Annotated in this window: 24 protein-coding genes; 5 read left to right on the top strand and 19 right to left on the bottom strand. The window is 66.4% G+C overall.

The features are described from left to right. Positions 1-8: 8 nt before the first annotated feature. From AB4Y67_RS10670 to AB4Y67_RS10610, 13 genes are all read right to left on the bottom strand, one after another. Entirely contained in the window at positions 9-764 is a 756-nt protein-coding gene (locus tag AB4Y67_RS10670) for a DedA family protein (RefSeq protein WP_441405747.1), read from the bottom strand. A gap of 114 nt (positions 765-878) precedes the next feature. Then, positions 879-1,514: a DedA family protein gene (locus AB4Y67_RS10665; protein WP_441405746.1), complete on the bottom strand. Its 636-nt coding sequence runs from the start codon at positions 1,512-1,514 to the stop codon at positions 879-881. A gap of 220 nt (positions 1,515-1,734) precedes the next feature. After that, the gene (locus AB4Y67_RS10660; protein WP_441405745.1) at positions 1,735-3,057 is read right to left on the bottom strand and encodes a thymidine phosphorylase; all 1,323 of its coding nucleotides are present in this window, start codon (positions 3,055-3,057) and stop codon (positions 1,735-1,737) included. Beyond that, complete coding sequence (locus tag AB4Y67_RS10655; protein WP_441405744.1) at positions 3,054-3,458, bottom strand: cytidine deaminase; 405 nt, start codon at positions 3,456-3,458, stop codon at positions 3,054-3,056. Before AB4Y67_RS10655 ends, AB4Y67_RS10660 begins: the two co-directional genes overlap by 4 nt. Positions 3,459-3,460: 2 nt before the next feature. Next, complete coding sequence (locus AB4Y67_RS10650) at positions 3,461-4,786, bottom strand: ABC transporter permease (protein ID WP_441405743.1); 1,326 nt, start codon at positions 4,784-4,786, stop codon at positions 3,461-3,463. Beyond that, positions 4,783-6,186: an ABC transporter permease gene (locus AB4Y67_RS10645; RefSeq protein WP_441405742.1), complete on the bottom strand. Its 1,404-nt coding sequence runs from the start codon at positions 6,184-6,186 to the stop codon at positions 4,783-4,785. The genes AB4Y67_RS10650 and AB4Y67_RS10645 overlap by 4 nt, the downstream gene beginning before the upstream one ends. After that, complete coding sequence (locus AB4Y67_RS10640) at positions 6,179-7,858, bottom strand: ABC transporter ATP-binding protein (protein WP_441405741.1); 1,680 nt, start codon at positions 7,856-7,858, stop codon at positions 6,179-6,181. The genes AB4Y67_RS10645 and AB4Y67_RS10640 overlap by 8 nt, the downstream gene beginning before the upstream one ends. A gap of 167 nt (positions 7,859-8,025) precedes the next feature. Continuing rightward, positions 8,026-9,135 carry a BMP family lipoprotein gene (locus AB4Y67_RS10635; protein ID WP_441405740.1) on the bottom strand — a complete coding sequence of 370 codons (1,110 nt, stop codon included), beginning with the start codon at positions 9,133-9,135 and terminating at the stop codon, positions 8,026-8,028. Positions 9,136-9,404: 269 nt separating this feature from the next. Continuing rightward, complete coding sequence (locus AB4Y67_RS10630) at positions 9,405-10,436, bottom strand: NADP-dependent oxidoreductase (protein ID WP_441405739.1); 1,032 nt, start codon at positions 10,434-10,436, stop codon at positions 9,405-9,407. After that, positions 10,433-10,864, bottom strand: coding sequence for an organic hydroperoxide resistance protein (locus AB4Y67_RS10625; protein ID WP_441405738.1), 432 nt, complete (start codon positions 10,862-10,864; stop codon positions 10,433-10,435). Before AB4Y67_RS10625 ends, AB4Y67_RS10630 begins: the two co-directional genes overlap by 4 nt. A gap of 157 nt (positions 10,865-11,021) precedes the next feature. After that, positions 11,022-11,486: a MarR family winged helix-turn-helix transcriptional regulator gene (locus AB4Y67_RS10620; RefSeq protein ID WP_441405737.1), complete on the bottom strand. Its 465-nt coding sequence runs from the start codon at positions 11,484-11,486 to the stop codon at positions 11,022-11,024. Between the two features lie 307 nt (positions 11,487-11,793). Continuing rightward, positions 11,794-12,993, bottom strand: a complete 1,200-nt coding sequence (locus AB4Y67_RS10615; protein WP_441405736.1) for an amidohydrolase — start codon at positions 12,991-12,993, stop codon at positions 11,794-11,796. 134 nt (positions 12,994-13,127) lie between these two features. Continuing rightward, entirely contained in the window at positions 13,128-14,285 is a 1,158-nt protein-coding gene (locus tag AB4Y67_RS10610) for a mannose-1-phosphate guanylyltransferase (protein WP_441405735.1), read from the bottom strand. A 294-nt stretch (positions 14,286-14,579) separates the two neighbouring features. Between AB4Y67_RS10610 and sdhC the strand changes: the two genes are divergently transcribed. The 5 genes from sdhC (at position 14,580) to AB4Y67_RS10585 (ending at position 19,035) form a co-directional block, all read left to right on the top strand. Further along, a complete protein-coding gene (gene sdhC, locus AB4Y67_RS10605; RefSeq protein WP_082492811.1) occupies positions 14,580-14,960 on the top strand; it encodes a succinate dehydrogenase, cytochrome b556 subunit in 381 nt (126 codons plus the stop codon). A gap of 2 nt (positions 14,961-14,962) precedes the next feature. Then, the gene (locus AB4Y67_RS10600; protein WP_441405734.1) at positions 14,963-15,460 is read left to right on the top strand and encodes a succinate dehydrogenase hydrophobic membrane anchor subunit; all 498 of its coding nucleotides are present in this window, start codon (positions 14,963-14,965) and stop codon (positions 15,458-15,460) included. Positions 15,461-15,586: 126 nt separating this feature from the next. Then, positions 15,587-17,386, top strand: a complete 1,800-nt coding sequence (sdhA, locus tag AB4Y67_RS10595; RefSeq protein WP_441405733.1) for a succinate dehydrogenase flavoprotein subunit — start codon at positions 15,587-15,589, stop codon at positions 17,384-17,386. Between the two features lies 1 nt (position 17,387). Further along, a complete protein-coding gene (locus AB4Y67_RS10590) occupies positions 17,388-18,170 on the top strand; it encodes a succinate dehydrogenase iron-sulfur subunit (RefSeq protein WP_441405732.1) in 783 nt (260 codons plus the stop codon). Between the two features lie 100 nt (positions 18,171-18,270). Further along, on the top strand, positions 18,271-19,035 hold the full coding sequence (locus AB4Y67_RS10585) for an alpha/beta hydrolase family protein (protein WP_441405731.1): 765 nt from the start codon (positions 18,271-18,273) through the stop codon (positions 19,033-19,035). Here AB4Y67_RS10585 and AB4Y67_RS10580 read toward each other — a convergent pair. The 6 genes from AB4Y67_RS10580 to AB4Y67_RS10555 form a co-directional block, all read right to left on the bottom strand. Then, positions 18,998-20,164, bottom strand: a complete 1,167-nt coding sequence (locus AB4Y67_RS10580; RefSeq protein ID WP_441405730.1) for a YihY/virulence factor BrkB family protein — start codon at positions 20,162-20,164, stop codon at positions 18,998-19,000. The two genes, AB4Y67_RS10585 and AB4Y67_RS10580, sit on opposite strands and share 38 nt — an antisense overlap. Beyond that, entirely contained in the window at positions 20,109-20,774 is a 666-nt protein-coding gene (locus tag AB4Y67_RS10575; RefSeq protein WP_441405729.1) for a 2'-5' RNA ligase family protein, read from the bottom strand. Before AB4Y67_RS10575 ends, AB4Y67_RS10580 begins: the two co-directional genes overlap by 56 nt. 4 nt (positions 20,775-20,778) lie before the next feature. After that, positions 20,779-21,894 carry a tryptophan--tRNA ligase gene (trpS, locus tag AB4Y67_RS10570; RefSeq protein WP_441405728.1) on the bottom strand — a complete coding sequence of 372 codons (1,116 nt, stop codon included), beginning with the start codon at positions 21,892-21,894 and terminating at the stop codon, positions 20,779-20,781. Positions 21,895-21,911: 17 nt separating this feature from the next. Further along, complete coding sequence (locus AB4Y67_RS10565; protein WP_441405727.1) at positions 21,912-22,745, bottom strand: exodeoxyribonuclease III; 834 nt, start codon at positions 22,743-22,745, stop codon at positions 21,912-21,914. A 10-nt stretch (positions 22,746-22,755) separates the two neighbouring features. Continuing rightward, complete coding sequence (locus tag AB4Y67_RS10560) at positions 22,756-23,331, bottom strand: hypothetical protein (protein WP_441405726.1); 576 nt, start codon at positions 23,329-23,331, stop codon at positions 22,756-22,758. 113 nt (positions 23,332-23,444) lie between these two features. After that, positions 23,445-23,588 carry a VOC family protein gene (locus AB4Y67_RS10555; protein WP_441405725.1) on the bottom strand — a complete coding sequence of 48 codons (144 nt, stop codon included), beginning with the start codon at positions 23,586-23,588 and terminating at the stop codon, positions 23,445-23,447. Between the last annotated feature and the right edge of the window lie 15 nt (positions 23,589-23,603).

The following is a 23,603-nucleotide window of genomic DNA, read 5'->3' as shown; positions in this document are numbered from 1 at the left end:
CGCCGGAATCAGGCCTCGACGTCGGCCGGTGCCGCCAGCGGCGCGGGCGCAGCGGGTGCACTATGCGTGGTGTGCCCCGTCTTGGCGTGCGCCGTCTTGGTGTGCCCCGCCTTGGCGTCGGCTGCAAGGCTTGCGGCCCGGCTGGCCGCCGCGGCAGCACCCTTCGTGTCGCGCCAGCGGTGCAGCCAGGTCAGCAGGTGGTCGATCACGATGCCCAGCACGATGGCGAAGGCGATGGCGATCCCGACCCCCAGCAGCGGGTGTTCGTGGACCCAGTTGCCAGCAATGATGCCGATGCCCGCCGAGTAGGCCACCCACGTGATGGAGGCAAAGATGTCGAGGATGACGAAGCGTCGGCGGGGGTAGGCCGTGGTGCCGGCGATCCAGTTGACGGCCACGCGTCCCACCGGGATGTAGCGGGCGGTGAAGATCAGCATGGCGCCGCGCTTGTCGAGTTCATAGCGCGCCCAGGCAAGGGCGCGCTGGACCTTGGGTTTGCGCATCCAGCGAAAGCGCTCGACGCCGACATGGCGGCCGAGCAGATAGGCCATATTGTCGCCGGCGATGGCCCCCACGGCGGCCGCTGCCATAACCCACCACATATTCGGCTGGCCGGACGTGACAGAGAGGGCACCCAAGGCGACGATCAGGGTTTCACTCGGCAGAATCGGAACGAAACCGTCGATGAAGCAGAAGAGCGTAAGAATCGGGTAAATCCACCACTGTCCCGCGGCATGGAGTATAGCCTCATTGATAAATTCCACGCGGGCGTTGCTCCTAGGAAAGTGACGAAAAGCGCTCTTCAGTGTCCCATGGCCGGCAAGGATGCGCCATGTTTCGGCCTGGACAAATCTTCACAATTTCGGGCTTCGCGCCCTTTAGGGGTCTGCCGGAGGGACCGGCTGCCCGGTGTCCTCGGGAAGCGTCCCGCGCAGCCTGCTGATGACCAGGTCCACCAGGATCCCAAGGCCAATCGCGCAGATCACGGCGACAATGACCCCAAGCAAGTGGTTTTCTTCAAACCATTGGCCGAAGAAGAGTCCGATGGCGACGGAATACGAGGCCCAGAGCACCGCGGAGAGCACCGTCAGCCCGACGAAGCGTGACCGCGGGAAGTGGGTGGCGCCGGCCGTCAGGTTGACGGCGACGCGGCCGATCGGCACGAAGCGTGCCACGAGGATCAGGGAGCCGGGCCGTTTGCGCAACTCCGTGCCGGCCCACCGGAATGCCCTCTGCATCCGGGGGCCGCGCATCCAGGCCCAGCGCTGCGTTCCGGTCCGGCGTCCGATCAGGTAGGCGATGTTGTCGCCGAGAAAGGCGCCGGCGGCGGCTGTCGCGGCCAGGAACGCCGGGTTGGGGACGTCGGCGGTGGCGGCCACCGCGGCGAGCCCCACGACGACCGATTCGCTCGGAATGGGTGGGAAGAAGCCGTCGATCACACAGCACGCGAACACGAGGAAGAGCACCCAGGGTTGCCCCGCGGCGGCCAGGATGAAGTCGTTAATTGCCTGCACAGTTTCCTAACGCCCGGMGGGGCCAGATAGGTCCGTCGAGTAGAGATACTTCAAGCGCAGGCTCGGCCGGAGCCGGGCCTGCGCTTCAAGGGTACTGCCGTGGGGTTAGTGTACCGCCGGCCCCCTGTTGCCCTACGGACACGCCGTTGCCCTGTCACGTCTGGCGGCCAAAACCGGGGTTTGGAGACCACAAGTGACAGGGCAACGGGGTGGGCGGGCGTTACGCGATGCGGTCGATGATGAGCTTCTGCGCGGGCCGGGAGCCCTCCGGCGCGATCACCGCGGCGTGTTCGAGTGCTTCCTTGGCGCGCTCGAACTTCTCCGGGGTGTCTGTCAGAAGCGTCATGAGCGGTTCCCCCGCCTTGACCGTGGCGCCGGGCTTGGCGTGCATCCGCACCCCGGCCCCGGCCTGGACCTGGTCCTCCTTGCGGGCGCGTCCGGCACCGAGGCGCCAGGCAGCGACACCGACGGCCATTGCGTCGAGCTCCACCAGGACGCCGTCGGCCGCGGCGTAGATGACCTCGGATTCCTTGGCGACCGGAAGCTTGGCCCGCGGGTCGCCGCCCTGCGCCTCGATCATCCGGTTCCAGACGTCCATGGCCCGGCCGTCGCGCAGGGCAGCCCGGGGATCGGCGTCATGGACGCCGGCGCACGCCAGCATCTCCTCCGCGAGCCGGACCGTAAGTTCGACGACGTCTTCCGGACCGCCGCCGGCCAGGACCTCGACCGATTCCTGAACTTCGATCGCGTTACCCGCTGTGAGGCCCAGGGGCGTGTTCATGTTGGTCAGCAGGGCCACGGTGTTGACGCCGGCGTCCTTGCCCAGGGCCACCATGGTCTCGGCCAGTTCCCGGGCGCGCGCCTCGTCCTTCATAAAGGCTCCGCTGCCGACCTTGACGTCCAGCACCAGCGAGCCGGTGCCTTCGGCGATCTTCTTGCTCATGATCGAGGACGCGATCAGCGGGATCGCCTCCACGGTTCCGGTGACGTCGCGGAGCGCGTAGAGCTTCTTGTCCGCCGGGGCCAGTCCCGCGCCGGCCGCGCAGATGACCGCGCCGACGTCCTGGAGCTGGGCCATCATTTCCTCGTTGCTGAGGTCCGCACGCCAGCCCGGGATGGCTTCGAGCTTGTCCAGGGTGCCGCCGGTGTGGCCCAGGCCGCGGCCCGAGAGCTGCGGCACGGCCACGCCGAAGACCGCGACCAGGGGTGCCAGCGGCAGGGTGATCTTGTCCCCGACACCTCCCGTGGAGTGCTTGTCCGACGTCGCCTTCATGCCGCCGTCGGGCCGCCGCAGGCCGGAGAAGTCCATCCGCTCGCCGGAGGCGATCATGGCCGCCGTCCAGCGGGAGATCTCGGCCCGGTCCATGCCGTTGAGCAGGATGGCCATGTTCAGGGCGGCCATCTGCTCGTCGGCGATGGCGCCACGGGTGTACGCGTCGATCGTCCAGTCGATCTGGGCGGGGCTGAGCACACCCTTGTCCCGCTTAATGCGGATGATGTCGACGGCGTCGAAAGCTTCAGTCGTGTTGGGATTTGGTGTCACCGGGGTTCCTCCAAGTGTTGGGGGCCAAAGGCATCGGGAAGGACCTGGTCCATGGTCTTGATTCCCTGGGTGGTCATGAGCTCCATGTCGGGAGCCCGGAATTCGTAGAGCAGCTGCCGGCAGCGTCCGCAGGGCATAAGGACGTTGCCGCCGGCATCCACGCAGTAGAAGGCGCGGAGCAGGCCGCCTCCGGTCATGTGCAGATTGCCCACGAGAGCGCATTCGGCGCACAGGGTCAGTCCGTAGCTGGCGTTTTCGACGTTGCAGCCGCTGACGATCCGGCCGTCCGCGGTGAGGGCTGCTGCCCCCACCGCGAACTTCGAATACGGCGCATAGGCGTTCTCCATGGCGGCGACCGCGGCGGCCTCGAGTGCCGCCCAGTCGACGTTGGCGCTGTCCATGGTCAACCCTTGACGTACGGTATGCCGCTCGCGGCCGGCGGCCGTGACCGGCCCACGAGGCCGGCGACGGCGAACACGGTGACGAGGTACGGCAGCATGGCCATGAACTGGCTCGGCACGGGAGTGCCGATGATCGTCACGATGCTTTGCAGGTTGTCGGCGAAGCCGAACAGCAGCGCGGCGAAGAACGCCCCGATCGGGTTCCAGCGGCCCAGGATCATCGCGGCGAGGGCGATGAAGCCGCGGCCGCCCGAAATCTCCTTCGTGAAGCTGTCGATCGCCACGAGGGTGAAGAACGATCCGCCGATTCCGGCGACGGCGCCGCCGAGCGTGACGTTCCAGAAGCGGGTGGCGTTGACTTTGATGCCCAGCGTGTCGGCGGCCTGCGGGTGTTCGCCGACGGAGCGGACCCGGAGGCCCCACTTCGTCTTGAACAGCCCGATCCACACGACAATGACGGCCACGTACATCAGGTAGCCMACGACGGACTGCTTGAAGAGGATCGGGCCGAGGACCGGGATGCTGGACAGGACCGGGATCTCGATGATGGGAAGCCGGCCGGGCGAGTTGAACATTTCCTTGTTCGCTTGCATCACGGTGCTGAACAGGAAGCCGGTGAGGCCCGAGATCAGCACGTTGAGCACCACACCGACGATGATCTGGTTGACCACGTACTTGATGCTGAAGACCGCCAGGACCATCGACACGAGCGCGCCGGCCACGGCCGCGGCAAGCAGGCCCAGGTAGGGATTGTCGGTCAGGCTGGCGACGATCGCGGCCGTGAAGGCACCGCCCAGGAGCTGGCCTTCGATGGCGATGTTCACGACGCCGGCGCGTTCGCACAGGACACCGGAGAGGGAACCGAAGACAATCGGCACGGCGAGGGTCACGGACCCGGCGATGAGGCCGGCCAGCGAGATGCTGGGAGTCCTTGCGCCGCCGACGACCCAGATCAGGAAGGCAACGACGAAGACGACGGTGAAGACGACCGGCAGCCAGCGGGGCGGCCGCTGGTTCCTTTTCGCCTTCAGGACCAGGGCGTAGCCCGCGAGGCCCAGCAGGATCACGGAGAGCACAATGCCGCTGAGGAATGCCGGAACTTCGATCGCTGGGAGCTGGAAGAAGTCGCCCCCGGAGGAAACCCCGAACTTAGCGGTTTTTTGCGGGCCCATCAGGCCAAAGAAGATGAAGGCGACGGTGGCCAGCGCCGCTAGCGTCACCGGCAGCTTCCAGGTCACGGGCTTGCCGGACGTTGTCTGCTTGCGTTCCTTTGCCTCCGGTTTTCCCTGCGGGCCACCCGGTACGGGCGCTGTGGCTGTTGTGCTCATGCTGCACCTCCGGTGGTTGCTGCCTTCTGGGTCTTGCCGGCGGTTGCGGCCTTCTTCTTGCGCGGGTTCATTCCGAAGATCGCCCGGATCAGGGGCGGCGCCGCGATGAACAGCACGATCAGCGACTGGACCACCAGGACAATGTCGATCGGGGTGCCGGTCTGGATCTGCATCTGGACCGCACCGGCGCGGAAGGCGCCGAACAGGATGCCGGCGGCGAACGTGCCCCACGGCGTCGAACGTCCGAGCAGTGCGACGGTGATGGCATCAAAGCCGTACGTTGCCGCAACACCGTCGGTCAGGACTTTTTCGGTGCCCGCCACCTGCGCGACGCCGGCCAGTCCGGCCAGGCCACCGGCCAGGGTCATCACCAGGATGGTGGCGCGGGGGACGTTGATTCCGGCGGTCAGTGCCGCCTTGGGGTTGGCGCCGACGGCGCGGAATTCGAAGCCGATCGTTGACCGGTTCAGCAGCCACGAGACGAACACTGTGGCCGCGATGGCCAGCAGGAAGCCGAGGTGCAGCCGGTACTGGGTGCCGAAGATCTGCGGGTAAACCGCCGACGGGTCCAGGATCGGGGAAATCGGCGTGGTCTCGCCAGGCCGCTGGAACAGGTCCGTGTCCAGCAGGTAGCGCAGGAAGTAGAGGGCGATGTAGTTGAACATGATGGTCACAATGACCTCATGGGCTCCGGTTCTCGCTTTGAGCACACCGACGAGTCCGCCCCAGATGGCACCGCCGATGACGCCGGCGAGCAGGACGAGCAGCAGGTGCAGCCCCACCGGCAGGTGCAGCGCGAAGCCCACCCAGGCGGCGAGGATGCCGGCCATGATGATCTGGCCTTGGGCACCGATGTTGAACAGGCCCGCACGGAAGGCCAGGGCGACGCCGAGGCCGGCGGTAATCAGCGGGGTGGCGATGGTGAGGGTCTCCATCAGCGGAGCGAACTGTCCGCCGACGCCGCTCCCCCGCGGGTTGAACACCGAGCCCTGGAAAAGCGCGACATAGGAGCCGGTGGCGGCAGACCAGACGGCCGCCAGGAAGTCGGTGGGCCGGGCAAAGAAGTACGACGACGTGGCCGCCACGACCTTGTCCGTGCTGGCAATGAGCAGTCCGCCGAGGATCAGGGCCAGGAGGACGGCCAGGATGGTCACAATGCCGTTGCCGGTGAAGATCTTGCGCAGCACCGAGTCCGGTTCTTCCGCGCCCGGCAGCGTTCCGCTCTGGGCAGAGACCGGGACAGCCGACGGCCGCATCGCGCCGCCGGCGGTGTCCAGCGTGGTGACGAAATCGGCGTCGTCCTCCAGGGGGTCCTGGGGCTCCCCGGCCGGGGACTGGGTTTTGGGAATCCGGTCCGGATCCGGTTCAGCCGAGTGTCGCGGCTCGTTGTTCTCACTCATGGTCGTCTCCTACGGCGCCGGAGCGGGGCTCCTGCACGGGCTGGGCGGCGGGCGCCTGGTTCGTTGCTTCGGGGTCGGCGGCGGGGTCGGCGGCATTTTCGGCCGGATGCCCAGGGGGCACTTCCCCGGGATGGGAGGCTGCCTGCTTGCTCGCGGCGTCCGCGAGGGCGTCCTGCGGGGACAGGCCCGCCATCATCAGGCCGAGGACGTCGCGCCCGGTGCCGGCCGGAACGATCCCGACCAGCTTGCCCTTGTAGAGCACTGCGATCCGGTCGGCGAGTTCGATCACCTCGTCCAGTTCGGTGGACACGATCATCACAGGGGTGCCGTGGTCACGCTCGGCGACGATGCGCTTGTGCAGGAACTCGATGGATCCGACGTCCACGCCGCGGGTGGGCTGGGAGGCGATGAAGAGCCGAAGTGGCCGGGAGAGCTCCCGGGCCATCACAACCTTCTGCTGGTTGCCGCCGGAGAGGGTGCCGGCCGCCAGCGAACCCGACGGCGTGCGCACGTCGAACTCGTCGATCCGGGTCTTGGCGTTCTCCAGGACCTTGGCCGGGCTCATGCTGATGCCCTTGGCGAATGGAGCCTTGTCGTAGCGGTCCAGAATCAGGTTTTCGGCGATCGAGAAGGTGCCGATCAGGCCGTCGACCGAGCGGTCTTCGGGCACGAAGCCGACGCCGGAGTTCAGTACGTCCTTAACGCTGCGGCCCAGCAGTTCCTCGCCGTCCAGCAGGATGGAACCCTGCGCGCGTTCCTGGAGGCCCAGGATGGCCTCGGTCAGTTCGGTCTGGCCGTTGCCCTGGACGCCGGCGACGGCGAGGATCTCGCCGCGTGCGATTTCGAAGCTGATGCCGTCCACAACATGCTGGCCGCTGGGGGCGATCACGGTGAGGTCCTTGACCTGGAAGGTGGTTTCCTGCGGCTTGGCGGGGGCCTTGTCCAGTGTCAGGCTCACGGCGCGGCCCACCATCAGCGAGGCCAGTTCCGTCGTCGAGGCGCCGGGGTCGGCACTGCCGACCACCTTGCCGCGCCGGATCACCGTGATGGTGTCGGAGACGGCCTTGACCTCGCGAAGCTTGTGCGAAATGAAGACGATCGAGGTGCCGTGGCTCTTGAGCTGGCGCATGATGTCCAGCAGTTCATCGGTGTCCTGCGGGGTCAGCACGGCAGTGGGCTCATCGAGGATGAGCACCTTGGCGTCGCGGACCAGCGCCTTGATGATTTCCACGCGCTGCTGCACGCCGACGGGGAGGTCCTCGATCATCGCGTCGGGATCGACGTCGAAGCCGTACCGGTCGGAGATCTCCTTGATCTTCCGGCGGGTGTCATCCAGGTCCAGGAATCCGCCGGCCTTGGTGTTCTCCGCCCCCAGGGCGACGTTTTCGGCAACCGTGAAGACCGGGACCAGCATGAAGTGCTGGTGCACCATGCCGATACCCGCGGCCATGGCGTCGCCCGGGCCGCGGAAAGTGACGGGTTTGTCGTCGATGAGGATCTGGCCCTCAGTGGGCTCGTACAGTCCATACAGGACGTTCATCAGCGTGGACTTACCCGCGCCGTTCTCGCCGAGCAGACAGTGAATCTGCCCGGGTTCAACAACCACATCAATGTGATCGTTGGCTACCAGGGAGCCGAAGCGTTTGGTGATCCCCTTGAGTTCAAGTTTCAAAACTCTGACCAATCTCGAAGTGTCCGGCGATTGTGGCCCGGACGGATGATGGGGCTGCAGAACCAGCGTAGTGCCTGCAGCCGGAAGCGGAGCCGGTCCGCTCAACGAAAAGCGCCACAGCCCGTGCGGTGGTGACCGTACGGGCCGTGGCGCTTAGCGAAAGGAAGTTAGACCTTCGGGCTGGCTGCGGATTCAACCTTCAGCTTGCCGGAGGCGATGTCCTTCTTGATCTGGTCCAGGTCAGACTTGAGCTGGGCCGGGACCTGGGAGTCCAGGTCGTGGAACGGAGCCAGCTGCACGCCGTCGTTCGCGAGGGTGCCAACGTACGGGGTGTTGGAGAACTTGCCTTCCGTGTCTTCCTTCACAACGGTCTCGACGGCCTCGCCCATCAGCTTCATGACGGAGGAGAGCATGATGTCCTTGTAATCCGGTGCCGTGAGGAAGCCGTCGGAGTCAACCCAGATGAGCTTGACGTCCTTGCCTGCCGCCTTGGCTTCCTTCAGGGCCGCGCCCGCGCCCTTGCCGACCGGACCGGCAACGGGCATCACGATGTCCGCGCCCTGGTCCAGGAAGTTCTGGGTGAACTGCTTGCCCTTGTCCTGCTTTTCGAAGTCACCGGTGAAGGAGCCGTCCTGCTTGGCCTTGTCCCAGCCAAGAACCTTGACGTCCTTGTTGTTCTTCTCGTTGTAGTACTTGACACCGTCGGCGTAGCCGTCCATGAAGATGGTGACGGTGGGGATCTTGATGCCGCCGAAGGTGGCGACCGTTCCGGTCTTGGTGGTGCCTGCCGCGAGGTAGCCCGCGAGGAAGGCGGCCTGGGCCGTGTCGTAGATGATCGGCTTGACGTTGCTGATCGGGGTCTCGTAGCCGAAGTCGATGATGGCGAAGTGGCTGTTCGGGTTGGCCGTGGCCTGGGCCTTGGTGGCGTCGCCGAGCAGGAAGCCGACCGTGACGGTCAGGTTGCAGCCGGCGGTGACCATGGCGCGGAGGTTCGGCTCGAAGTCGTTGTTGGTCTTGGACTCGGCCTGGTTGACCTTGATGCCCAGGTCCTTCTCCGCCTTCTTCAGCCCTTCGTAGGAGGACTGGTTGAACGACTGGTCGTCGAATCCACCAGAGTCGGAGACGATGCAGCCTGTGTAGTTGCTGGCCGTGGCAGTCGCGGTGCTGCTGGCCGTCGGGGCGGCGCCGCAACCGGTCAGCAGAAGTGCAGCCGCGCCGGCGGTGGCGACTCCGGCCATTGAACCGCGCTTAAAGGTTGCACGCAGAGAGTTCTTCAATTTTCCTCCAGGAAGAAAGAGTAGGCGCTACGACGGGAGCTCAATGAGTGTCTGTTGGCGGGATTGCCGCTGAAACGCTGTTTTCACTGATGGATTTCGCAGCACTGCGCCGAGGCGCACTGATGCAAGCCACTTTAGTGTCCTGTGACACGTCGAGGTAGCACAGTTCACAGTGATTCCCCAGATTGTTGAGAACTTGTTACCAAGCAGTACAGACAGCAAAGCCCGCACCGGCAATTCCGGTGCGGGCTTTCCAGCGTGCGGAAAGGCTAGAGGCGGACCAGCATCTTGCCGGTGTTGGCGCCGTCGAGGAGATCCATGAAGGCCTGCGGTGCGTTTTCCAGTCCGTCCACGATGGTCTCGTCGTAGCGCACGGTGCCGTCGGCGAGCCAGCCGGACATGGTCCCGACGAACTCGGCCATGTGCTGCCAGTAGCCGCCGACCAGGAATCCCTTGAGGGTCAGCTGCTTGCCGATCGCCTGCATGAGGTTCCGCGGAGCCGGTGTGGGCTCGGTCGAGTTGTACTGCGAAATGGCGCCGCACATGGCCACACGGCCGCCGACAGTGAGTGCCGACAGTGCGGCTTCGAGGTGTTCCCCGCCGACGTTGTCGAAGTACACGTCGATCCCGCGTTCGCCGGCGGCCTCGGCCAGCTGCTCGGCCACCGGACCGTCGTGGTAGTTGAAGGCCGCGTCGAAGCCGAGCTCCAGCAGCCGTGCCACCTTTTCCGGGGAGCCTGCGCTGCCGATGACACGGGACGCCCCCATTGCCTTGGCGATCTGCCCCACCAGCGAGCCGACCGCACCGGCAGCGCCGGAGACGAAGACGACTTCGCCGGCCTTGAACTCCGCCACCTTCAGGAGGCCCGCGTAGGCGGTCAGGCCGGTCATGCCCAGTGCGCCCAGGAAGGCCTGCGCGGGGGCCAGGTCGGTGCGGGCGGGAGTGGTTGCTCCGGCGTCGAGCACGGCGTAGTCGCGCCAGCCCAGGGAATGGACGACGACGTCGCCCACCTTACGGTCGGCGGACCGGGACGCGATGACCTCGCCGACGGCGCCGCCGTCGAGTGCGGTGTCCAGGGCAAACGGCTGCGAGTAGGACTTGACGTCGTTCATCCGGCCGCGCATGTAGGGATCCACGGACATAAAGAGGTTGCGGACCAGGACCTGGCCGTCCTGGAGTTCGGGCAGCGCGGTCTCGGCAAGGCGGAAGTTCTCCGGCACGGGGCGGCCGTGCGGGCGGGACGCCAGCTGGATTTCGCGGGTGGCGGCGGGAAGGGTGGTGGTTTCGGTGCTGGCGCTCATGCGGCGACCTCCAGGATCTTGATGTCGACAGTGATGTTGCCTCGGGTGGCGTTGGAATAGGGGCAGACTTCGTGCGCCCTGGCCACGAGGGCCTCCGCCGTCTTCCGGTCCACGGCGGGCAGGGCGATTTCGAGTTCCGCGGCGATGCCGTAGCCGGATCCGTCGCCGAGGGCGCCGAGGTGGATCCGGGCGGCGACGGCGGAATCCGTCAGATCGGCCTTCGCCTGGCGTCCGACCAGGCGCAGGGCAGAGTGGAAACAGGCCGCGTACCCGGCGGCGAAGAGCTGCTCCGGGTTGGTGCCTTCGCCGTTGCCGCCGAGTTCCACCGGGCTGGCCAGGGCCACGTTGAGCTTGCCGTCCTTGGTGACGGCGGTGCCGTCGCGGCCGTCGCCCGAGGCCAGGGCCTCGGCTGTGTAGAGAGTCTTCATGGGGATCCAATCTGTTGGGAAAATCTGGTGGCCGGCGGCGAACTCGCCGGAAGCCTGCGCGGGCGCCGTAAACTTCCGGCGAGCTGGCGCGCCTCCGGCGATTTCGACGTCGGCGGCTTCTGCGGCGCAGGGAGCGGGCGGCGCGAGGGCTTGGGCTCTAGCGGGGGGCGTGCAGCGCGGCGGCGAGCCGGCCAAGGGTCTCGCGGAGCTGGTCCAGCTCTGCGGGGGAAAGCCCGGCGGCATCGGCGAGCCGTTGCGGGATGCCGGTGGCCCGTGCGCTCAGCGCTGTCCCGGCCTCGGTGAGGGAGACCTCCACCCGGCGCTCGTCCGCCACGGACCGGCGGCGTTCCACGAGGCCCAGGGCCTCCAGCCGCTTGAGCAGCGGGGAGAGCGTGCCGGAGTCCAGCCCCAGCTCCTCCCCCAGTTCGCGGACGCTCCGCGGGTCCTCCTCCCAGAGCACCAGCATCACCAGGTACTGCGGGTAGGTCAGGCCCAGTTCGTCAAGCATCGGCCGGTAGGCGGCGGTGGCCGCCCGCGAGGCCGAGTACATGGCAAAGCACAGTTGCCTGTTCAAGCGAGGGGCATCGGTGCGGGAAGCGCTGGCTCCTTCTTGCGTGGTCATGGCTCCAGCATACCGCACAACTAAACTGTGCACAATTCAGTTGTGCGCAACCTAATAGCGCAGGCGGTAACCGTACCTCCGCCGTGCAAGGGGCTGCTGCTGCAGGCCGCCGCCGGATTTCCCCAGGTTCGCAAGGCGCCGACGGCGTGTCCGCCGACACCGCCGGTGCGTCCCGGCGTCGTGCCGGCAAAGATGGGGAAATTCAGCGCGGCGGCCAGCCCCCGGGCAGAGGAGGGAGCAGAAGGAACACCCGGGGGCCGATGCATCGGCGGCCCGCGGAGGCCAGAGTCGCGGGTAGCTGCAGGAGCTAGAGGTCGCGGATGGTGCGAAGGGCTGCGGCGGTGAGGACCTGGATGCCGAGGCCCAGGGCGCGTTCGTCCAGGATGTAGTCGCCGCGGTGCAGGTCGTACTCCTCGCCGCCGGGGGTCTTGGTGCCGAGGCGCATCATGGCGCCGGGGAGGTCCGCAAGGAACCAGGCGAAGTCCTCGCCGCCCATGGACTGCGGCGTCAGGACCACGGAACTCTCGCCGATTTCGGCGCGGGCTGCGGCTTCGATCAGGGCGGTCTCGTGTTCTGAGTTCACCACGGGAGGCACGCCCCGGGTGTGTTCCAGGTGCACGTCGACGCCGTAGGGTGCCGCGATCTGCTGCACCACCTCGTCGAGGATCTTGCCGGCGCTGTGCCAGGCGTCGCGGTCCAGGCAGCGCATGGTCCCGGCCATGTAGCCGCTGGCCGGGATGGCGTTGGGGGCGGAGCCGGCGGAGATGTGGCCCCAGACCACCGAGACGCCGCTGCGGACGTCAACGCGGCGGGACAGTACCGCCGGAACGTTGACAGCGATCTGCGCCAGGGCGAAGACGAGCTCTTCGGTCAGGTGGGGGCGCGAAGTGTGGCCGCCGCGGCCGGACAGTTCGATCTTGATGGTGTCCGACGCCGAGGTGATGGCACCGATCCGGGTGCCGATCTTGCCCACCTCGATCCGGGGGTCGCAGTGCAGTGCCAGGATCCGGGGAACACCCTCAAGGACGCCCTGCTCGATGCAGCTCTGGGCTCCGCCGGGCATGGTTTCCTCTGCCGGCTGGAAAATAATCCGGACGGAACCGCGCAGCGGCGACACCTCGTGCATCTTCTGCAGGACCAGGGCGGCGCCGAGCATGGTCGCCGTGTGCACGTCATGGCCGCAGGCATGGGTGACACCGTGGTTCTTCGAGGCGAACGGCAGGCCGGTTTCCTCGATGATGGGCAGGGCGTCAATATCGCCGCGCAGGGCGGTGGCGATCGGACCATCCCCGATGTCGACCGTCAGGCCGGTCCCCTCGAGGCGCCGGGGTTTGAGGCCCGCGTCCTCAAGGCGCTTTGCGAGTTTGTCCGTGGTCCGGAATTCCTTGAAGGAGAGTTCCGGGTGTGCGTGCAGGTCCCGCCGGAAAGCGATCAGCTCCGGCAGCAGGGGCTCGAGCCACGGTCCCACCAGCGTGGTGGGCTCAGCTTCAGTTGAGTAGTTGCGCACAGAATAACTCTAGCGAGCGCAGAAAGAATAGCGGCATCGCGTACGGCGCGTTACGGATCGGGAAACACTTCCGGCGCCCCCGGTAGGGCCGAAGGGCCCGGAGGACGCCGGAAATCCAGAGGACGTCAAAATAACTAGAGGACGTCTGTGTCGCCGCTGGCCTTCAGCGCGTCAACGGCCTGCTTCACGCGCTGGGAGTGTTCCTTGTGCATCACGAGCAAGGCGTCGGGAGTGTCTACCACAACGACGTCTTTGATCCCGATCAGCGCAATCACGCGCTTGGTGTCGGAGACCACCACGCCGCTGGCGTCCTCGGTGAAGACGCGGGCGCCGTCGCCGATCACGGTGACGTCCTTGACTTCCTTGGCGCTGTTGAGCCGGCCTACCGACGCAAAGTCCCCGACGTCGTCCCAGCGGAAGGTGCCGGGCACGACGGCGACGTCGCCGGCGGCGGCGGCGGGTTCGGCCACGGCGTAGTCAATCGCGATCTTGGGCAGGGTGGGCCAGACGCGGGCCTTGACCTCGTCGCGCTGCGGGGTGTCCCAGGCCCGGGCGATCTCCTGGACCCCGGCGAAGAGCTCGGGCTGGTTGGCTTCGAGGTGCTTGAGCATCAGCGAGACGGGAGCCACGAACATGCCGGCGTTCCAGACGTATTCGCCGCTGTCGAGGTACTCCTGGGCGACCTCTTCGCTGGGCTTCTCCACGAATTCGACGACGGCCTGGGCGCTGGGCGCTCCGCCCACGCCGAGGTTCTTCCCGGCCCGGATGTAGCCGAAGCCGGTGGAGGGGTGCGTGGGCTTGATGCCGATCGTGACGATCTTGCCGGCCGCGGCCGCGTGGATGGCCTCCCGGACGGCGTCATGGAACAGCCCGTCGGGGCTGATCACCTGGTCTGCCGCGAAGGAGCCCATGATGGTGTCCGGATCGCGCTCGTGCAGGATGGCCGCGGCCAAACCGATGGCCGCGCCGGAGTCCTTGGGCTCGCTCTCCAGCACCAGGTCCGCGTCGTCAATCTCCGGGAGCTGGCGGCAGACCGCATCGCGGTGGGCCATGCCCGTCACGACAAGCATGTGCTTGCCGGCGAGCGGCTCGAGCCGGTCGTAGGTGGATCTCAGCAGCGTGCTGCCCGAGCCCGTGAGGTCGTGAAGGAACTTGGGGGCTGCTGCCCGCGACAGAGGCCAAAGGCGGGTCCCCACACCGCCGGCCGGAATCACCGCAATAAATCGGTCCAGAGCCGAGCCTTGGGCCGAATGCTGCGGAGAGTCCTGGCGTGTCACTTTGTCTGTAGTCATCACCGCTACTTTAGCTGAACGTGGTGCGAGCGGGCCTGATCCGGTGGCGGACGCGACACTTGGCCGGCGCACCGCGGAGCCGTCGAGGCGCTCCCGCGCAGTCAACGGAATGTGGCGTTCGTCTCAAAACTAGGGGAAAACCCCGCCGGGGCGCCGTCACCGACCGGTGGCTGAATTGAATAAGCTGTGAGCGAAGCCTAGATTTAGGCTTGAGCTTACGAGTGCTCTCGCAGCAGGCGTTCCCCCCGCGTGGATCCCATGCCAGCGCCGCTGTGTTGCAGGGAGGTTTATTCAGTGCCGACAAAACCAGCAGGCACCTTGTACCGCGGCCGTGAAGGCATGTGGTCTTGGGTTGGACACCGCATTACCGGTGTAGTGATCTTTTTCTTCTTGTTGGTCCACGTGCTGGACACCTCATTGGTGCGTGTGTCCCCCGAGGCCTACACCGCCGTGATCGGTGCCTACAAGAACCCCCTGATGGCCCTGGGTGAAACGGGCCTTGTCGCAGCGATCGTGTTCCACGCCTTCAACGGGCTGCGGATCATCGCCGTCGACTTCTGGAAGAAGGGCGCGAAGTACCAGCGCCAGATGCTGTGGACGGTGCTGATTCTCTGGGCAGTCGTCATGGTGGGCTTCTCCATCCGCCACCTTTCCCTCGCCCTTGGAGGTCACTAGCCATGAGTGCAACTGAGATTCAGAGCCCGCGCAGTCCGAAGGCGCCCAGTGCAAAGGTCGGAAGCAATCGGATTGCACCGCAGTACCGCCGCAACGGCAGTTCAAAAGGGAACTTCGAAATGCTTGCATGGCTCTTCATGCGGCTTTCCGGCGTCGTCCTCGTGGTCCTTATCTTCGGACACCTCACCGTCAACCTGCTGGTGGGCGAAGGGATCCACGCGATCGACTTCGGTTTCGTGGCCGGCAAGTGGGCCGACCCGTTCTGGCAGATCTGGGACCTGGCCATGCTGTGGCTCGCAATGCTGCACGGCACCAACGGTGTCCGCACCATCATCAACGACTACGCCGAAAAGGACGCCACGCGTCTGTGGCTGAAGATCGTGCTCTACGCGGCCACCACCGTCATCATCATCCTCGGCACCCTGGTCATCTTCACCTTTGACCCGTGCCCCGTGGTCAACGGCGTCCAGCTGCCCGGCGGGTTCTGCCCCGCGCCGTAGCGGCGCAGCCCTTGCGGCAACCGATCCCTGCCTGCCCCGTGCAGGCCACGGATTTCCACGAGATTTCACCGGGCAGGCTCCGCCTGCCGGTGCTGTTAGCGAATTTTGAGAGAAAGAGCGTCTGGTATGCAGGTCCATAAGTACGACGTCGTCATCGTCGGTGCCGGTGGCGCCGGGATGCGCGCGGCGATCGAATCCGGTCAGCGCGCCCGAACAGCAGTACTGACCAAGCTGTACCCCACCCGCTCCCACACCGGCGCGGCGCAGGGCGGCATGTGTGCGGCCCTGGCCAACGTCGAGGAAGACAACTGGGAGTGGCACACCTTCGACACCATCAAGGGCGGCGACTACCTGGTTGACCAGGACGCAGCCGAGGTCATGGCGAAGGAAGCGATCGACGCCGTCCTGGACCTGGAGAAGATGGGCCTGCCGTTCAACCGCACGCCCGAGGGCCGGATCGACCAGCGCCGCTTCGGCGGCCACACCCGCGACCACGGCAAGGCCCCCGTCCGCCGTGCCTGCTACGCTGCGGACCGCACCGGCCACATGATCCTGCAGACCCTGTACCAGAACTGCGTCAAGCACAACGTCGAGTTCTACAACGAGTACTACGTCCTTGACCTGCTGACCGTCGAGGAAGACGCGGTCCGCGAGGACGGCACCCCGTACAAGCAGAAGCGCGTTGCCGGCGTCGTGTCCTACGACCTCGCCTCCGGCGAGCTGCACGTCTTCCAGGCCAAGTCCGTGGTGTTCGCCTCCGGCGGCGCCGGCAAGGTCTTCAAGACGACGTCGAACGCCCACACCCTGACCGGTGACGGCATGGGCATCGCGTTCCGCCGCGGCATCCCGCTGGAGGACATGGAGTTCTTCCAGTTCCACCCGACAGGCCTCGCCGGCCTGGGCATCCTCCTCTCCGAGGCTGCCCGCGGCGAAGGCGCGATCCTGCGCAACTCCGAGGGTGAGCGCTTCATGGAGCGCTACGCCCCAACCATCAAGGACCTCGCCCCCCGCGACATCGTGGCCCGCTCCATGGCCAACGAAGTCCGTGAGGGACGCGGCTGCGGCCCGAACAAGGACTACGTCCTCCTGGACCTGACGCACCTGGAGCCGGCGCACATCGACGCCAAGCTGCCGGACATCACCGAGTTCGCCCGCACCTACCTGGGTGTCGAGCCGTACACGGAGCCGGTTCCCGTCTTCCCGACGGCGCACTACGCCATGGGCGGCATTCCCACCAACATCAGCGCCGAGGTGCTCCAGGACAACGACACCGTCGTCCCGGGCCTCTACGCCGCCGGTGAGGTTGCCTGCGTCTCCGTGCACGGCTCCAACCGCCTGGGCACCAACTCGCTGCTGGACATCAACGTCTTCGGCAAGCGCGCCGGCATCGCCGCCGCGGAGTACGCCAAGACCGCAGACTTCGTGGAACTCCCCGGTGACCCGGAGGCCTACACGCTGGACCTGCTGAACCACGTCCGCACCTCTGACGGCACCGAGAAGGTCGCTGCAATCCGCAAGGAACTGCAGGACACCATGGACGCCAACATGCAGGTGTTCCGCACCGCCGAGACGCTGAACCAGGTCCTGACGGACATCGCCTCCTTCGAGGAGCGGTACCAGCGCATCAGCGTCCAGGACAAGGGCAAGCGCTTCAACCTGGACCTGCTCGAGGCCGTGGAGCTGGGCTTCCTGCTGGAGCTCGCCAAGGTCATGACCGTGGCGGCCCTGCACCGTGAGGAATCCCGCGGCGGCCACTTCCGCGAGGACTTCCCCGAGCGTGACGACGAAAAATTCATGAAGCACTCCATGGCGTACAAGGATGAGCATGCTCCGGCGGATGGCTCCGCGGAGGCCATTGCCGGCATCCGGCTTGCCACCAAACCGGTGGTCTTTACGCGTTACGAGCCGATGGTGAGGAAGTACTAAGATGACCGCTGAACTCGCTGAGCCAGCCTCCAAGATCGAACTGCCCGCCCACATCGGTGGCGGCGGGGAGATCCCGTCCTTCGACGTCACGCTGCGCGTGCGCCGCTACAACCCCGAGGTTTCCGAGGACGCCACGTGGGATGACTTCAAGGTCACCATGTACGGCACCGACCGTGTCCTCGACGCCCTGCACAAGATCAAGTGGGAGTTGGACGGCAGCGTCTCCTTCCGCCGTTCCTGTGCGCACGGCGTCTGCGGCTCCGATGCCATGCGCATCAACGGCCGCAATCGCCTCGCCTGCAAGACCCTGCTGAAGGACCTGGACACGTCCAAGCCCATCACGGTCGAGCCGATCAAGGGCCTCCCGGTGGAGAAGGACCTGATCGTGGACATGGAGCCGTTCTTCCAGTCCTTCCGTGAGGTCATGCCCTTCCTCATCAACCGCGGCCACGAGCCCACCAAGGAACGCCTGCAGTCCGCTGAGGACCGCGAACGGTTCGACGACACCACCAAGTGCATCCTCTGCGCCGCGTGCACCTCGTCCTGCCCGGTGTTCTGGACCGACGGCCAGTACTTCGGCCCGGCCGCGATCGTCAACGCGCACCGCTTCATCTTCGATTCCCGCGACGATGCCGGCGACATGCGCCTGGAGATCCTCAACGACAAGGAAGGCGTGTGGCGCTGCCGCACCACCTTCAACTGCACCGAGGCATGCCCCCGCGGCATCCAGGTCACCCAGGCAATCGCCGAGGTCAAGCAGGCCATCCTGTCCCGCAAGATCTAGCGTTCAGCTCTCCGTAAACCAAAAGGCAACAGACGACGGCGCCTCTCACCTCAGGGTGGGGGCGCCGTCGTCGTTCCCCCACTCAACGAAAGGGGACACCGTGTCCCGCTCCGAAAAAGTCTCGTTCCAGGGTTCCACCGGCGAACTGCTCTCCGGCGTCGTCGACGTTCCCGAGGGCCCCGTGAAGGGCTGGGGCGTCTTCTCGCACGGCTTCACCCTGGGCAAGGACAGCCCCTCGGCGTCGCGGATGTGCAAGGCCCTGGCCGACAACGGGGTGGGCATGCTCCGCTTCGACAACCTGGGCCTCGGCGAATCCGCGGGCCTGTGGTCCGAGGGGTCCTTCAGCCACAAGGTGGCCGACACCGTCAAGGCGGCCGAATTCATGCGCGACTCGGGCAGGGCGGTCTCCCTGCTTGTGGGTCACTCCTTCGGCGGAGCTGCGGTCCTGGCGGCCGCACGCGAGATCCCGGAGCTCGACGCCGTCGCTACGGTAGGGGCGCCGTTCTCGCCGAAGCACGTGGCGCACGTCTTCGACGCCGCCCTGGACAGGATCCTCAGGGAGGGAAGCGCGGAAGTGGACCTGGGCGGCAAAAGGGTGGAGATCCGCCGGCACTTCGTCGAGGACCTCGAGAATGCCGACCTCACGGACTGCATCCGGCGGCTGCACAAGCCGCTCCTGGTGCTGCACTCCCCCACGGACAACACCGTGGGCATCGAGAACGCCAGCACCATTTTCCAGACCGCACGGCATCCGCGCAGCTTCGTGTCCCTCGAGGGCAGCGACCACCTGCTGACGGCCAAGGGCCAGGCGGCCCGGGCCGCGAAGATTATTTCGGCGTGGGCCGACCAGTACCTCGACGCCTGAACGCGGCGGACCAGGACGTCCGGCGGGGCCGGGGCTCCGACGGCGTTTTGCCGGGCTGGACGCGCCGGGCCCCCCAGCCGGTGGTCGTGGCGGCAGGTTCCATGGCGAGGTCCTGCTCCCTGATGGCCACCCAGGCGGCGCAGATCACGTAGACCTGGCTGACCAGGTTGAACCAGATCAGCAGGCCGATAATGATGGCGAAGGGCGCCAGGATGGGGTTCTTCCCGGCACTGGCCAGCAGCTGGGTGCTGAAGATCTGCAGCACCGTGGTGCCGACTGCTGCGAGGATGGTGCCTTCCAGCAGGGAGCGCCGGGCCGGCTTTATCCCCGCCGCAACCCGGAACATGATCACAGCGGTGCCCCAGCCCAGCAGCAGGGGCACCAGGACGGTCACGGAGGTCGTCAGAGGCCCGGCCAGCGCTGGATCGAGGCTAAGCTGCGCCGTCACCCAGTCCGCCGCCGTGCCGAAGATCAGGGAGGCTGCCGAGCTGATCACCAGCGCCACTCCCAGCAGTACCAGTGCGCCGACGTCGAGCAGTATCTGCAGGACCGGATTCATGTTTTTTGGGCCGAGCTGCATCATGCCGCGCACGCCGTCGCGGATGCCGCTGATCCAGCCCAAGGACGTAAACACTGTCACGACGGCGGCGATCACGGCCGCCCAGCCCAGGCTGGAAGGGTTCAGCAGCGCATACGGGTCAACCAGTCCCTCGCTGCCGTCGACCTGCAGCAGGCCGGGCGCGGTCATGGCGACGCTCTTGATGATCTGGTCCAGCAGCGCAGGCTGTCCGCTGAGGAAGAGGCCGGCCAAGGAGAAACCCGTGGCCAGGAGGCCGGTGACGGAGAAGAACATCCTGAACCCGATGCCCGCGCTCATCAGCGGACCGTGCTGGCGGCCGTAGTGCGCGAAGGCGCGGGCTGGCAACAGTGTGTTGACCCGGGCGAGCAGCCACGCCACCATCGCCATCATCGACGCCAGGCCCCCGCCGCCGGCGCGTCGGGCTTTGCCCCAGTCGACCCGTTTCCGGATGACTTCCAGTTTCAGCCCGGCCAGGTCGGTGGGAAGGGGCGGCTTAGCCGGCGTCCGCGGCGCCGTCCTGGCCTCCGTCGTGGTGAGGTTTGGTCCCAAAATCAAGCTCTTCCCGTAGCTGCCAAATGCCGTTGTCGTCGTGCTCGTAGAGTCCCATGCTAGCCACGGGGAACGTGGCCCTGTAATCCTTGAGCACCGATTCGGCCTCGTCGAGGCTCTCCGGGGCGACGTCGTGGGCCACCGTGACGTGCGGGTGGTAGTCGAACGGCAGCTCCCGCTCCAGCGGCCCGGACTGCAGTTGGCGGTGGAGGCTCACGCAGTCGCCGAAGCCGTCCTCGACGTTCAGGAACACCACCGGGGAGACCGGCCGGAAAGACCCGGTCCCGGCGATGGTCACGTTGAAAGGCTCCTGCCGTCCCGCGATCTCACGCACATGGCTGCGGGTCGCTTCCCAGTCCTGCGTCATGGTGGTGGTCACCAGCGTGATGTGCGCCGGGATGACTCCCGCCATGGGATCACCGAAAGAGGCACGCCAGCGCTGGAGCTCCTCGGCGATCTCCGCCGGGAACCCCAGGATCACACCGATGCTGATGCCTTCGCTGCCGTGTCCGTTGTCCTGCGTGTCCTGGGCGTCCGGGGCAGCGCTGCCGGGGGCACGCGGGTTGGCGCGTTTCGGCTCGTTAGCGGTGACTTTGCTGACGGAGGACATTGGCCTAGCGGACTCCGTTCGTTCCGGCGTAGGGCAGGAACCCTACCTTGGAGTACACGTCCTGCAGCGTGACCGAGGCAATCTCCCGCGCCTTGTCCGCGCCGAGGGCCAGCAGCCGGTCAAGCTCCGCGGGGTCGTTCAGCAGTTCGTTGGCCCGGTCCCGGATGGGGGTGAGGCGTTCCGCCACTACCTCGGCCAGATCCACCTTGAGGTGGCCGTACATTTTGCCCTGGTAGGCGGCGACGAGGGCCTCCACGCTTTGCCCTGTGATGGCCGAGTAGATGGTCAGGAGGTTGGAGACCCCGGGCTTGGCCTCGCGATCGAAACGGATGTCCGTCTCGGCATCCGTCACCGCGGACTTGATCCGTTTGGCGATGACCTTGGGATCATCCAGCAGGTTGATCAGGCCGGCCGGTGATTCCGCCGACTTGGACATTTTGGCGGTGGGGTTCTGCAGGTCGTAAATCTTCGCCGATTCCTTCTGGATGAAGGGCGCCGGCACGTTGAACGTCTCACCGAAGCGCGAGTTGAAGCGCTGGGCCAGGTCGCGGCTGAGTTCCACGTGCTGCCGCTGATCCTCGCCCACCGGCACTCCGTGCGGCTGGTAGAGGAGGATGTCCGCGGCCTGCAGGATGGGATAGGTGAACAGGCCGACGCTGGCCTGGTCCGAGCCGTGCCTCGAGGCCTTGTCCTTGAATTGGGTCATCCGGGAGGCCTCGCCGAAGCCGGTGATGCAGTTCAGCACCCATGCCAGCTGGGCGTGCTCGGGGACCTGCGACTGGACGAAGAGCGTGCACTTTTCCACGTCCACGCCGCCAGCAATGTACTGCGCAGCCGTGACCCGGGTGCGGTGGGCCAGTTCGGCGGGGTCCTGCGGAACGGTGATCGCGTGCAGGTCCGGAATGAAGAAGACCGCGTCGTACTCGTCCTGCATCCGGACCCAGTTCACCAAGGCGCCGAGGTAGTTGCCCAGGTGGAGGGAATCCGCCGAGGGCTGCATGCCGGAGAGGATGCGCTGGCGGATTCCCGACGGGACGGCGGCGGAAACGGCAGCGGCGGTTTCGGCGGCCGGGGCAGCGTCGGCGTCGTTCACGGGGGTCACAGTGGAAGGAGAGATCATTCGCGGAAGCCTTAAGACTAGAGCCGGTAGTCCACTACCAGCGGGGCATGGTCGGAGAAGCGGGTGTCCCAGGACGGCGCCCGGTCAACAACTGCAGACACCGCAGCGGCGGCGAGTACGGGCGTGGCCATGTGGTAATCGATGCGCCAGCCGGTGTCGTTGTCGAAGGCCTGTCCCCTCTGCGACCACCAGGTGTAGGGGCCGTCGACGTTGCCCGCCAGGCCCCTGTGAACATCCTTCCAGCCAATCTCCTCGCCAAAGAAGCGGTCAAAGTAGGCACGCTCCTCGGGCAGGAAACCGGCACGTTTGACGTTGCCCTTCCAGTTCCTGATGTCCAGCTCCGTGTGGCCGACGTTGAGGTCACCCACCACCAGGGCGTGGTCGCTGTGTTTGGCCAGTGCGGGGAGCCGGCCGGCCATGGCGTCGAGGAAGCGGAACTTGTCGTCCTGCTTCGGGGTGCCCGCCTCGCCGGAGTGCACGTAGGCGCTGACGACGGTCAGCTGGGAGGCTTCCCCTTCCGCGTTGCGGACGATGAAGTCGGCCTCGACCCAGCGGCCCGAGGTGGCGAAGTAGTCGTCGTCGATGCCGACGCGGGTCTGCACTGGTTCGGTGCGGGAGGCGATGGCGACGCCGGCGCGGCCCTTGGCCTCGGCTTCAGCGTGCAGGATGTACCAGCCCTCGCCGAGCAGCTCGTGGACGATCGCGTCGGGCGCGCGGACCTCCTGCAGGCAGAGGATGTCCACTTCGCGGGGCTCAAGCCATTCCGCCATGCCCTTCTTGTAGGCAGCGCGAAGGCCGTTGACGTTGACTGACGCGATGCGAAGGTTGTCCTTCTTCAATGCCGAACTCACCCGATCCACTCTAGTCGACAATGGTTCCGGAGACGGGCTCGTCCGTGCCGCCGGAGGACTTGATCATGTCCCGGGCGTTCGTGGCGGTAATCTCGATGGTCTCCAGTGCCCGGTGGATGGTGTCCTGGTCCGCGGCGGCGCCCTTCGCCCGCTCCTGCTCGACGACGCGGACCTGCACCTGCACGATCTTGAACGAGTGGTCCAGCTTCATGTTCCGGACTTCGTCCGCTTCCCGGCGGACGTCCACGAGGCGGGTGCTGCCGTGGTCAACACTGCCCGACGACGGCGCCCGGCCGGCGGCCGCGTTGAAGGCGTTCTGCGCTTCCGTGAGCTTGGCGCCGGCCTTCTTGGCCGCCTTCTGGATGCTGAAGACCACGAAGGAGGCCAAGGCGAGCCAGAAGCCGGCGATGATCGCCACGAGCCAGCCGACGACGTCGTTCTGGTTCGCGGCAAAGATGACCGCGACGACGAAGGCGATGATGAATACCATCATCCCGGGTCCGCTGATGCGGAACATGGAGAACTTGCCGGAGGCGGAGTTGTACGCGGACGGCTTGGAAGACTCGGAGTTGCCCAGAGATTGCATGTGCCTATTATCGCAAACCGCCGGGACRCCCCTGGCCGCTTCCACCCGGGGCGAACGGTGCCTTGAAGAAGGCAGGTTTTACGACAACACGGGTTTCAGGAAAACACTGCGCCCTACGACAAGACCAGGCAGAAAGGATGGCCGCTGGGGTCCGTGAAGACCCGGAAGGCCTCCGTGCCGGCGTCGAGGCTTGTGGCGCCGGCACGGAGGACCGCCGCCTCGCCGCCGTCGAGGTCCTCCCGCAGTTTTCCGATCACGGGGTTCTCCTTTTG

Source organism: Arthrobacter sp. YAF17, assembly GCF_052113365.1.
Lineage (GTDB): Bacteria > Actinomycetota > Actinomycetes > Actinomycetales > Micrococcaceae > Arthrobacter.
The sequence above is the reverse complement of the archived record's forward strand: the minus strand, read 5'-3'. Positions and strand labels throughout refer to the sequence as shown.